Below are 11,423 nucleotides of genomic sequence, written 5' to 3'. Positions count from 1 at the left end.
AGAGTTGCCCTATGAAAGACGTTATCCGACTGGGCGACTCCACAACTCACGGTGGCAAAGTTCTTGAAGCATTCACCCAAGCCGACTTCAACGGCAAACCTATAGCTGGGGTGGGTCACAAGGTGAGTTGCCCTCTGTGTAAAGGGATTTTTCCAATCGCCGAGGGCAGCAGCACCTATACCGTCGATGGCACGCCAATCGCCTTGCACGGCATGAAAACCGTTTGTGGGGCCGCATTGATTGCTAGTGGTCCTAAAGGGACGGTTATCTGCTGAGTCTTGTGGGTGTGAACTATCCATTTTGAATCGCACTAATTTCGAAGGCTCTGATCGGCCGCACTTTGCCGATACTTCAATCAAGGCTGCTTACGACCCAGAGTGTGTAAAAACGCTTCGCCAAAACTGAAGTATGGGCATCTACGTTAAATCTGATATTTAACGGCACGTTAGAAGATGTGGATTTCTCGTAGAAGCGAGATTTTTAGTTCGGTTTTGAGTACCTGTCGCGCTCAAAAACAATTTTATACAGCTTTGGCCATTTGTAGTGGTTCCTCTGCACTATATGACTCTGTCACCTTTAACGCTTGGTGCTGGCCAAAAACGCCGACAGCCGTCTGCAATGGTTCCACGACCCGGCCGGCAATCTGCTGCGCGAACACCAACATTACCTCGGACTGGAAAAGCCCACCGTCGCGATCTGGCAGCACGAGTACGACGTGCTCAATCAACGTGTTGCCACCGTTCGCCCGGACGGTCACCGCGTCAGTTGGCTCACTTACGGTAGCGGCCACCTGCTGGGCATGCGTCTGGATCAGCATGAACTGATCGGCTACGAACGCGACGACCTGCACCGCGAAATCGCCCGCCATCAAGGCAATCACCTGCTGCAAACTCAAAGCTGGGACCCGGCCGGACGCTTGCAGGAGCAACTGCTGGGGCGCAGCGATGACAAAAGCACTCTGCTCAAGCGCGAATACAAATATGACGCTGCCGGCCAACTGACTGACATCAACGACAGTCGTCGCGGCCCGCTCGCCTATCGTTACGATCCTGTCGGCCGACTGCTCAGCGCCGTGACGCGTCAAGGCGTGGAAACGTTCGCCTTCGACCCGGCCGGTAACCTGCTGGATGACAAGACTGCTGAAATCCGCCGCCCACTGGATCTGACGCCGCCGCGCAGCAAACTGGTCGACAACCTGCTGCGCGAATACGCCGGCACCCACTACGACTACGACGAACGCGGCAACCAGATCCAGCGCTGGCACAACGGCCAACGCAGCGATATGCGTTGGGACCTGTTTGATCGACTGGTGCATTTCGAAGACTCGCGCCTGAGCGTGGATTTCGCCTACGACGCACTGGGACGCCGCCTGCACAAGAACTCCCGCGCCCACTACAAACAGCGCCCGGAAGCCGGTTCCCTCTGGAACAGAAACGAGCACGCCCGCAAACAGCGTGAACTGGGCTGCGGTTTTACGCTTTACGGTTGGGATGGCGACAATCTTGCGTGGGAAAGCAGTCTGGCGCAGGGCGATGGCGAGCCGGGACGCACGGTGCATTACGTCTTCGAACCGGGCACTTTTGTCCCGATCGCTCAAGCTGTGCGCCATGCGCCGATCAAGCTCATGGGGCAGCCGGATTACAGCGGTGAATACAGCCTTGATGAAGACCCGGTGTGGAATCACAAGGCAATGGCATTGCCTTTCGATGCGCTGGCCTGGTACCAGTGCGATCACCTGGGAACACCGCAGGAACTGACGGATTCACAAGGAAACATGGCCTGGACCGCGCAGTACAAGGCGTGGGGGCAGGTGACGGAGCAGCGCTCGGAATGGGCGCGGCAGCATGGCGTGACGAACCCGATACGGTTTCAGGGGCAGTATCACGATCATGAGACGGGGCTGCATTACAACCGGTATCGGTACTATGATCCGGGGGTTGGGCGGTTCATTTCTCAGGATCCTATACGCTACGAGGGAGGCTTAAACCTTTACAAGTATGCGCCAAACCCGGTTGAGTGGATTGACCCATTGGGGTTGGAGACTGTTGTTGCTACCAAAAGCCGCGCAAGCGCAATGAGGAAGGCACAACAACACGCACAGGTTCCAAGAGTAGGAAGAGGTGGAAAAGATATCCCCACACAAGAGTTGAACGGTGAAAGTGACGGGCGATTTTGTGCATGTTTGAAAAAGCGTGGAGTTACAACGCTGGGAAGGCGTGGACACGATAATTCTGAGGTCTTTGATCACCCGGATGGTCACCCTCATATGGTCGGAGAGGGGCACCCGGAGCATCACAGCTCCCCACATGTTCATGCAATGAACAAAAAAGGCGAGTCAAAAATATTCACTTATCCGGGAGAGATGTAGCGTGAACGACTACAAAATTATATGCTATCGGGCTAAATTTGATGATTTCAAAAAAACCTCAAGTGCTCGCATTAAAAATATTCCTGCGGAAGTTAATGATGATTTTGCACTTTTGGCTTCTGTTGATCAAAAAGGCACTATCGGTTTCAATAAAACCATCCAGGGCTCCGCTGCGATCAAAGCTTTGATTGCTAGTTGCTACTACATTGATATCGATGGAAGGCTTCAGTCGCCTTCAAATAATGAACTTTGCTATATGCCGTTCTTTATGTTTAGGGATAAAGATGGGGAGTTTGAGCTCGCAGTTCGCGCGCACAGGCAATACGAAATAGATATCAAAAAATATGAAGTGCTCTCACGGCATCGAAGCGTAGATAAACCCATTGCCCCTATGCTGACTACTTTTTTGCAAAATGATGAGTTATCCATAAGTCATGATGTATATGAACTTCTCAAAAGGTCCTGCCACTATGTCGCTATTGCGAAAATTTCTGGCGAATATGGGCATGGTGCGTTCGATGTGTTTTCTAACGATTTGACTTATTTTTTTGAAGAGTTTGGCAGTATTACCGCGGGAACAGCTGAATGGGTGATGGTTGATGCTTCGTCGCAACTTCCAATAAATTAGTTGGCGAGTGTTCTTAACCTCATGGAGGCAGGTCGCGTTTTTAATAGTGTTTAAATGTGGTCTGTCTCTGATAAAACCCCACAAGGCCGAACGCAATGGTGGGGGCGGGTTTGTTTTTTAATTAGGGGGGGGCGTCCGTGATGTGAATGGCACTAACAAGCCGCCTGGTTCAGTTTGTAGTCCCTTAGTAAAGAAGTTTGACTTTAGGGTGCGGAGGAAATTCTTGATGTCAGAGTTTTCGAACAGGCTTTTAAAACTTTCTCCGATAGATTTGCAACTCTATGCATCGAAATCTTTAAATGCTTATTGCGCAGCAAAGTCTATTCAGCACGTGACGGTCGATGAGTTGATAGCCCACCTTAATAGTCGTCCTGAAGGCCGTGACTTGGCTGAGTGGGAGAGAAGGGGGGCGCTATTGCCGCTCAATGGAAGGGGGGATGATATGCCTCAAGAACTTAGGCAATCGATTCCATCTCAAGATATTGACGATTTTTGTCATATTGTGGATAGCGCGGTCGAGGTCGGAATAGTAGATGTCTATGGAACTCCAAGCGAGCTGCCGGCCATGTTCTTAGAGAAAATAACTTCAATTCTTCGCAAAAATAACATTGATATTCCTCAGTTGTAATTTGTGGAGTAATGGGGGATTTATTTTTGTATGATTTTTGCATTATATAAATCTGTCACCTTTGTTCAGGTCGGTACCTTTCTGAGTGGGCACTATGCCGCAGGAAAGAACCCGATGGCGCGTAAATAAGGAGATATAAGATTTTTACTGATTTTTATAAGCTGATTGCGCTGTTTTTAGAAGGAGCGGGTAATCTTCAACCAAATATTTTTGAATTGAAGGGTTTCTCTGAGTCTGAGTTTTTAAATGCCGATTTTGAGTTGGTCGGGGATCTGGATGATTTTCATTTTTTCGAGAAGGAATACAGCGTTTCTTATTTGTGTCGAAAAGTATCGATTGTATTTAAGCAATATTTTTTTGTAAGTGAGGCGTTAGGGTGCGGCCTTGGTGTTGCATGTGGGGTGAGGCTGACTTCTCTTTTGAAAAAGCAGCCATTTGCTGCAGCGTTGAGGCAGATAGGCGATAATCGGATTTCGTTCTATTTTTCCGAAGATGAAAGTGAAGGGGCACTGATTTTTGATGAAAGCATTGTAATAAGATTTGGTCGGCGATCCAAAAGAAGCTCGTACATGATTTCAACTGTTGAATGCGATTTTGATAATGAGCGTTTTGGTGACATAGCAAGGAAAGCAGTGCATGAAACGTTCGAGTGCCTTACTCCCGAATCGATGATAAGCGAAGCCAGTTCAAAAGGCTGCTCAAATGCTTTCAAACGGCTGGTTCGACAGATTTATTTGGGCAGTACTATGCAATGAATAGTGCCATCCGCTCACAACTAAAAGAGTGATAGCATGACTTTTGCTTTTTATAAATTTGTCACCTTTAAAGGTTGTAATTTTTAAAGCTTTCGGGATAAAGGTCTCAATCTATGAAAAGGCTGACTGAGTTTACTGTGCACGGGACCGCTGTCGGTAGTGATGCGAGTATTCAGCTGGATGAGGTTTCGATTCTTGCTGATCCACAAACGATTAGAGAGCTTGGTGTTTTTCTTATTAATGCATCGTATGAGATGTCAACGAATGGTCTTGAGCATAAGCACCTTCAAGATATAGTTGAAGACTTCGACTATGACGCGAATGTGGACTTCATCGCGTTGAATAACAGCTTGGTGAAGCCTGTGTAAGTATCGGATCATGAGTCATGAATACAAGCTGGTGTTCGGCGACACAACCTCTGCCAGCAAAGTAATGAAGAAAATAAAGGGCAGCGATGCATGTATTCGCGCACAACAACCTGGCGACCTCTACCTGAAAGATCAGTCGCTCAACAGTAGCGCCGATTATGACGCTCGATTGATCTATGAAAGTGGGAGCGTTTTGTGGCTTCAGGTCAATTTCAAGTCATTGAACCTATACCAAACCTTGCTCTCGGCGTTGGGTGACAGCGACTATAGATGTCTTGAGGAAGGTGATGATGAGGTGCCGCTTAAGGATGCATTTCGCATCAAGGGCAATGTTTGAAGAACGCTTGAATGTCTGCATCGTGCATTAGTGCGAATAAACAGGCCTTGGTCAAAGGAGTGACAACATGAAAGACGCAATCCGCCTCGGCGACTCCACCACTCACGGTGGCAAAGTCCTCGAAGCCTTTTCCCATACCGACCTCAACGGCAAACCGATTGCCGGAGTCGGTCACAAGGTCAGTTGCCCATTGTGCAAAGGGGTTTTCCCGATCGCCGAGGGCAGTAGCACCTACACCGTCGATGGCGTGCCCATCGCGCTGGACGGCATGAAAACCGCCTGTGGAGCCGCGTTGATTTCCAGTGGCCCGAAAGGCGCCGTAATCAGCTGAGTCCCTGAATTTCGGTTACTTCTGTCTGCCTTGGTCGATATTTAGAGTGGGCAGGGCCAGTCCAGGGGTTCAAAAAGCAAAAAGATCGCAACCTGCAACAGCTCCTACATCAGGATCAATTTTCCCCTATAGACGCTGCCACAGCCTGCGATCTTCTGCTCTTACTTCGCAGAAAACTTCAACACCACGCTCTGGGTGTAGGTCTGTCCCGGATCCAGCCGGGTGCTCGGGAAGTTCGGCTGGTTCGGCGAGTCTGGATAGTGCTGAGTCTCCAGGGTGAACGCGCCCCAGTGCGGATAGACCTTGCCACCTTTGCCCTTGACCGTGCCGTCGAGGAAGTTGCTGGTGTAGAACTGCACGCCCGGTTCGTTGGTGAACAGCTGCAAGTGGCGACCGGATTGCGGGTCGCTGACTTCGGCGGCGAGTTTGCTGACGTCACCCTTGGTGTCCAGCGCCCAGTTGAAATCGAAGCCGCCTTGTTTCTCTTCAGCGAATTTCAACTGCGGATGGTCGGCCTTAATGTGCTGGCCGATGGCGGTGGGTTTGGTGAAGTCCATCGGTGTGCCGGCCACGGGCGCCAGTTCGCCGGTCGGGATCAGTTTGGCGGTGACCGGGGTGTAATGGCTGGCGTGCAGGGTGGCGACCTGTTTGAGGATGTCGCCGTTGCCGGCGCCGGCGAGGTTGAAGTAGCTGTGGTTGGTCAGGTTGAGCACCGTCGGTTTGTCGGTGCTGGCCTTGTAGTCGATGCGCAGTTCGTTGCTGTCGGTGAGGCGGTAGGTCACTTCGGTGGTGAGGTTGCCGGGGAAACCCATTTCGCCATCCGCCGACAGGTAGGTCAGGGTCACGCCGACCGAATCCTTGTCCTTGGTTTCCTTCGCCTTCCAGACCTTTTTGTCGAAGCCCTGCGTGCCGCCGTGCAAGGCGTTGGTCTTGTCGTTCTGCGGCACTTGATAACGCTTGCCGTCGAGTTCGAAAGCGCCATCGGCCAGACGATTGCCGAAGCGGCCGATGGTCGCGCCAAAGTACGCGGTGCCTTTCTGGTAGCCCTGCACATCGTCGAAACCGAGGACGATGTCGTCGAGCTTGCCGTGTTTGTCCGGCACTTGCAGCGCCTGCAAGGTCGCGCCGTAGGTGATGACCGTGGCCTGCATGCCGTGGCTGTTGCGCAGGATGTATTGCTCGACGGGGGTGCCGTCATTGGTTTTACCGAAGGCTTTGTGTTCGCTGGACAGGCCGGCGGCCTGGGCGGAGAGGGTGGCGATCATCAGGGACAGTCCGAGGCCGCAGAGTGAGTGTCTGGATTGAAGCATGGTTGACCTTCCATTTTGTTGTTGTTTTGAAAATCGTTAAATAGTCATGCTAATTATCGTGTGAATGAAGATTTATAGCGGATTTAGCGTTTATTGCAAAAATAAAGTCCGACTAAATGAAAAAGGCAACCAGCACCGAAGGTCGGGAATCCACCCTGGCACCGCACTTTTGCGAAATCCCCGGCTCTATCCATGGCCAGGTTGCGGTGACTCCCGCCGCACAGGAATGTGTCCTTCAAAGAATTCATGCCGAGAGTTTTGCCTCACATCGCTGCATTCATTCACCGCCCGTGCCTGCTGCTGGCCTGCCTGTCGACGCTGCTGTTCGGCGGTTGCAGCCATCAGGACGGCAACAATTTCATCAGCCAGATGCGCGAGGGCAGGCCTCAGGAATTTCTCCAGACCAGCGTCGACCGCATGGCTACGCTGGCGATGCGCGACAACCTCGACAGCCTCTATCGCTTGATGGGCAAGTTGTACCTGCGCAACCCGGACGAGCTGCGCAAATCCGGCTACCTCGACATCCGCACGGCGGTCAAACAGGTGCGACTGGCCATCGAACAGCAGCAACCTCTGCCAACTCTCGGCGGCAAGAAAGATCTGGCGGCACTGAGCTATGCGATGAGCCCCGAGTTTCTCGGTGACCGGGTCGGCGCCTTCATCTATGCGATCGGCAGCATGCTGGTCACTGCCCACGGCAACCGCACCGAGTTCTACATGACCGATGCGATCAACCCGACCTTCGTCAACAACGCCGCACGCAACATTGAAAAAGCCACATGGATCCTTGCCCAGCGGCAGAACAAGGAAGGCCAGCCGCTGCTGTTCTCCAACGAAATTTCAGAAGAGGGCAGCAACCTGAGCTTTGCCACGGAGTTCGGCAAAGTCGTGGCGCGCCTGGATCTGCTGACCCAGATGCTCGATGAGCGCTATCGGCGCATCGGTTTGAATTACGCCCAGAGCCTGCTGTTTTTGAATTTTTTGCCAGTGCAGTGAAATGGCATAACGATAGATCGGATCGATATAGGAGGTTATAAGAAAAATCGCTATGCTGCGGGCCAGATTTTTCCTGTCGTCTTCTGGATGTCTTAATGGAATTGGCAAATTTCGGTCTGGTGATTGCCGGGCTGGTCGTGGGGTTCATCGTCGGCATGACCGGTGTCGGCGGCGGTTCGTTGATGACGCCGATCCTGCTGTGGTTCGGCATCAATCCGGCCACGGCGGTGGGCACGGATCTGCTGTACGCGGCCATCACCAAATCCAGCGGCGTGCTGGTTCACAGGAAGAACAAGAACATCGACTGGGCCATCACCGGCTGGCTGACCCTGGGCAGTGTCCCGGCGGTGGCGATGACCTTGTGGTTCCTGAGCACCCTGCACACCGCGCCGGACGCGATGAACGCCATCATCAAGCAGGCGCTGGGCTTCGTGCTGTTCGCCACGGCGCTGGCGATTCTGTTCAAGAAGCGCCTGCTGGAATTCGCCCACAAACGCGCCGGCGGCAACTACAACCCCAGCGGCACGCGCTTGAATATCATGACGGTGATTACCGGTCTGATCCTCGGCACCATGGTCGCCCTGACCTCCATCGGTGCCGGCGCCCTCGGCACCGTCGCGCTGTTCATCCTCTATCCGCTGCTGCCGACCCGCCGCCTGGTCGGCACCGAAATCGCCCACGCCGTACCGCTGACGCTGGTGGCCGGCCTCGGCCACGCGAGCATGGGCAACATGGACTGGGGCGTGCTGGGCTTTCTGCTGGTCGGCTCGCTGCCGGGCATCTGGCTCGGCAGCCACCTGACCGGCCGCGTCTCCGATGAACTGCTGCGTCCGTGCCTGGCGACGATGCTGGTGTTGATCGGTTACAAGCTGGCGTTCTGATCGGCACGCAGCCATGAGCGAAACCACATTCCATTGCAATGGCCGTCTCGCCATCACGGTCGAGCCCCGGGAAATGCGCATGAGCCACTGGCTCTACGCGCCATTGGTGGTTGACCAGCATCGTCAACAGACGCTGCTGGACTTGAGTGGCAGCCAGTGGGACCTGATTTCCACTACCAATGAAACCGCTGGTGCTATTGATCTACTGCTGCGCAAATATCCGGGCGACAAGCCAACTTTGATCTTGAACGTCAGCCTCGATGACGGAAGGCTTCGCCTTGACGGCCGATGCGTTGATCCATCGGGGCTGGAAGCGGCGCTCGATTTGGCGCTGAGCTAAGTGCTTAATGGCTGAGCGAGCGCTTCATCACCGTCACCGGCAAACCGTCGTATTCCGTTTCTTCCAGCACCTCCCAACCCAGCCGCGCATACAGCGACTGCGCGGCATCGGTGTACAGGTACAGCTGCGGGACGCCCAGGGCGGCGGCTTCCTCGACGATGCGGTTGACCAGTTGCGAGGCGATGCCGCGGCCACGCTGTTCGGCCTTCACGTAGACCCCGGCCAGCCACGGCGTCAGTTGCGGGCGCGTGTCCATGTCGCTGTCGATCAGCAGCGCACCGCCGAGCAGTTTTCCGTCTTCGATCGCCACCACCACGCTGGGAATCGCACCTTTGCCGCAGGCGGCGCGCATACGTTCAGTGCGGCTGGCGAGGGTGTCTTTGGGGCTGTACTGGCCCCATTCCTTGAAGTTCAGTTCAGCCAGTTCCTCGATCAGTTGCGGGTGATGGCAGAGATAGTCGATGTGCATGCGCGTTGAACTCCATTTCACAGGTTGAACAGCCACCCTAATGCGCTCATAAAAGGTAATCAAATGCGCGAGAGGATCGTGCGTATCCGGTTGCGCAAAATCGGTGCTGACCTAAGCTTTGGGCAAGGCGAAACACTTTTGCCGGGCAGCCCCCGGAACAATCGCCGCGATGCGCAATCATTAGAGCGTGGATATCAAAAGGAGATGCGCATGCTCATCAGGTCACTGACCCTGACACTCTTGCTGGCGATTGCCGGCCCCCTGTTCGCCGCCGACGGCGATTCCCCTCTGGACGTCGACAAGGGCATCAACCGCCCGGTGATCGTGATCGCTTCCAGTACGGTCGATTCTTATTGGGTCAGCCTGAAAAAAGCGCTGGACGACCCGGCCAACAAACAAGGCATCGCCGACCGCAAGATCAAGGTTTACACCATCCTGAGCATGAGCGGTCAGGTCGATGGCAAAAGCCTGGAGCAGCAGCAGACCATGGCGTTGCTGCGCTCGCTGAAGCTTGGCGCCGGGGCGTATCCGAAGGTCTTTCTGGTGGGCAAGGATGGCGAGACCAAGCTCTCGGCTTCGGGGGATGAAGCGGCGGCGGTCGATTTGAAGAAGATTTTCGACACCATTGATGCGCTGCCTGCCGCCGAGAAAGAAGCCACTTCCACTGTGGTGACTGCCCCGGCTGCTGCTGAACCGGCGCCGGCCAAGGGTGCGAAAGGGACAAAACCGACGAAGCCAACCAAACCGGCCAAGCCGCCGGAAATGCCGGATGATTGATGTTCCGATTCAGCGGTTATCAAAAAACGGGCGACCTTCTCAGGTCGCCCGTTTTTTATGCCGTGATTACCGGGTCAACTCACCCAGAATCCTGTGCGCAATCTTCACCCGCTCTCCATTCGGATAGTTGCGGTTCGCCAGAATCACGATCCCGACTTTCTTCGACGGCACGAACGCGACGTAGGCGCCGTAGCCTGCTGTAGAGCCGGTCTTGTTCAGCAGCACGTTCGCCGGTTCCGCCTGTGGCGGGTTGAGCCATTTGACCTTGTGCGGTTCCATGGCCATCGGCGTCGAGTTGCCGTCCAGCAGGCGGTCGAGGCTGATCGGGTAGGTATAGCGTTCCCAGCCCAGGCCTTGAGTCATGTCGCCGACGGTGTAGTAGCCGGTGTGGGTGAGGGCGATGGCTTTTTGCAGGGGTGTTTCGAGTTTGGCGGTGTCGAGGTTGGCCTCGACGTATTGCAGCAGGTCGGCGGCGCTGGTTTTCACGCCGTAGGCTTCGGAGTCGAGGGCACCGGGGCTGACTCGAACCGGCTTGTTGTTCTTGTCATAGCCCTGGGCGTAGAGCTTTTCCTCAGAAGCCGGCACGGACAGGAAGGTGTGCTTGAGCCCGAGTTTCGGCAGCAGGGTTTCGGTCATGACCTGATTGAACGGCTGGCCGAGGTTTTTCGCCGCCAGAAAACCGAACAGGCCGATGCTCGGGTTGGAATACAGGCGATGGCTCCCGGCCGGAAAGGTCGGTTTCCACTGTTGGTAATAGCCGAGCATCTTGTCGGCAGAGTCCGCGGCATCCGGGAATTGCAGCGGCAGGCCTCCCGCGCTGTAGGTGCCCAGTTGCAGCAGGCTGATGTGGTCGAAAGCGCTGCCTTTCAGTTCGGGCCAGTGCTGGCTGGCCTTGTCGGAGAATTGCAGTTTGCCGCTGGCCTGGGCGTAGGCGGCGAGGGTTGCGGTGAAGGTTTTGCTCACCGAGCCGATTTCGAACAGGGTGTTTTCATTCACCGCTTGCCCGGTGCTTTTGTCAGCGACACCGTAGTTAAAGTAATGCGCCTTGCCATCGACAGTCACGGCCACCGCCAGACCCGCGATGTCCTGTTGCTGCATGACCGGGGGCACGGTGGCCTTGACCAGCGCCTGTAATTGATCGTCGGTTTGTGGGGCGGCCAGGCAGGTGGCGGCGCTGAAGAAAAGTCCGAAAGCGCTGAAAGACTTGAGTTTGTTCAGGTTGATCGAAGACATGC

The 11,423-nt window shown here is 54.5% G+C and carries 14 protein-coding genes and 1 pseudogene; 12 read left to right on the top strand and 3 right to left on the bottom strand.

Features of this window, described 5'->3' with window-relative positions; all coding sequences use genetic code 11:
- Window positions 1–11: 11 nt before the first annotated feature.
- The 8 genes and pseudogenes from NE357_RS18315 to NE357_RS18280 all read left to right on the top strand — a co-directional run bounded on the left by NE357_RS18315 (window position 12) and on the right by NE357_RS18280 (window position 5,415).
- Window positions 12–275: a PAAR domain-containing protein gene (locus tag NE357_RS18315; protein ID WP_169431048.1), complete on the top strand. Its 264-nt coding sequence runs from the start codon at window positions 12–14 to the stop codon at window positions 273–275.
- Window positions 276–583: 308 nt separating this feature from the next.
- A pseudogene (locus tag NE357_RS18310) lies at window positions 584–2,038 on the top strand (RHS repeat-associated core domain-containing protein); the annotation flags it as partial.
- Between the two features lie 331 nt (window positions 2,039–2,369).
- Window positions 2,370–2,996, top strand: coding sequence for a hypothetical protein (locus tag NE357_RS18305; RefSeq protein WP_169431047.1), 627 nt, complete (start codon window positions 2,370–2,372; stop codon window positions 2,994–2,996).
- Window positions 2,997–3,222: 226 nt separating this feature from the next.
- Window positions 3,223–3,624 carry a hypothetical protein gene (locus NE357_RS18300; RefSeq protein WP_323160107.1) on the top strand — a complete coding sequence of 134 codons (402 nt, stop codon included), beginning with the start codon at window positions 3,223–3,225 and terminating at the stop codon, window positions 3,622–3,624.
- Between the two features lie 215 nt (window positions 3,625–3,839).
- A complete protein-coding gene (locus NE357_RS18295; protein ID WP_169431045.1) occupies window positions 3,840–4,379 on the top strand; it encodes a hypothetical protein in 540 nt (179 codons plus the stop codon).
- Window positions 4,380–4,492: 113 nt separating this feature from the next.
- Window positions 4,493–4,747, top strand: coding sequence for an Imm32 family immunity protein (locus NE357_RS18290; protein ID WP_169428214.1), 255 nt, complete (start codon window positions 4,493–4,495; stop codon window positions 4,745–4,747).
- Between the two features lie 10 nt (window positions 4,748–4,757).
- Window positions 4,758–5,084, top strand: a complete 327-nt coding sequence (locus tag NE357_RS18285) for a hypothetical protein (protein WP_169431044.1) — start codon at window positions 4,758–4,760, stop codon at window positions 5,082–5,084.
- A gap of 67 nt (window positions 5,085–5,151) precedes the next feature.
- Window positions 5,152–5,415 (top strand): PAAR domain-containing protein, encoded by a 264-nt coding sequence (locus NE357_RS18280; RefSeq protein WP_169431043.1) that lies wholly within the window; start codon window positions 5,152–5,154, stop codon window positions 5,413–5,415.
- Between the two features lie 161 nt (window positions 5,416–5,576).
- Here the strand turns inward: NE357_RS18280 and NE357_RS18275 are convergent, their stop codons facing one another.
- Window positions 5,577–6,725 carry an aldose epimerase family protein gene (locus tag NE357_RS18275; protein WP_103386218.1) on the bottom strand — a complete coding sequence of 383 codons (1,149 nt, stop codon included), beginning with the start codon at window positions 6,723–6,725 and terminating at the stop codon, window positions 5,577–5,579.
- A 246-nt stretch (window positions 6,726–6,971) separates the two neighbouring features.
- Here NE357_RS18275 and NE357_RS18270 point away from each other — a divergent pair, with 246 nt between their 5' ends.
- The 3 genes from NE357_RS18270 (at window position 6,972) to NE357_RS18260 (ending at window position 8,942) form a co-directional block, all read left to right on the top strand.
- Window positions 6,972–7,721 (top strand): hypothetical protein, encoded by a 750-nt coding sequence (locus NE357_RS18270; protein WP_169431042.1) that lies wholly within the window; start codon window positions 6,972–6,974, stop codon window positions 7,719–7,721.
- Between the two features lie 95 nt (window positions 7,722–7,816).
- Window positions 7,817–8,602, top strand: a complete 786-nt coding sequence (locus tag NE357_RS18265; RefSeq protein ID WP_169431041.1) for a sulfite exporter TauE/SafE family protein — start codon at window positions 7,817–7,819, stop codon at window positions 8,600–8,602.
- Window positions 8,603–8,615: 13 nt separating this feature from the next.
- The gene (locus NE357_RS18260; protein WP_169431040.1) at window positions 8,616–8,942 is read left to right on the top strand and encodes a hypothetical protein; all 327 of its coding nucleotides are present in this window, start codon (window positions 8,616–8,618) and stop codon (window positions 8,940–8,942) included.
- A gap of 4 nt (window positions 8,943–8,946) precedes the next feature.
- Here NE357_RS18260 and NE357_RS18255 read toward each other — a convergent pair whose 3' ends face one another.
- The gene (locus NE357_RS18255) at window positions 8,947–9,411 is read right to left on the bottom strand and encodes a GNAT family N-acetyltransferase (protein ID WP_169431039.1); all 465 of its coding nucleotides are present in this window, start codon (window positions 9,409–9,411) and stop codon (window positions 8,947–8,949) included.
- A 210-nt stretch (window positions 9,412–9,621) separates the two neighbouring features.
- On the opposite strand from NE357_RS18255, the gene NE357_RS18250 reads away from it, so the two are divergent.
- Complete coding sequence (locus NE357_RS18250; RefSeq protein WP_169431038.1) at window positions 9,622–10,188, top strand: DUF4174 domain-containing protein; 567 nt, start codon at window positions 9,622–9,624, stop codon at window positions 10,186–10,188.
- A 66-nt stretch (window positions 10,189–10,254) separates the two neighbouring features.
- Here the strand turns inward: NE357_RS18250 and ampC are convergent, their stop codons facing one another.
- Entirely contained in the window at window positions 10,255–11,421 is a 1,167-nt protein-coding gene (ampC, locus tag NE357_RS18245) for a class C beta-lactamase (protein WP_169431037.1), read from the bottom strand.
- Between the last annotated feature and the right edge of the window lie 2 nt (window positions 11,422–11,423).

It is taken from the genome of Pseudomonas sp. G7(2022) (assembly GCF_052660475.1).
Note: the sequence above shows the minus strand (reverse complement) of the source record. Positions and strands in the feature narration are given on the sequence as shown.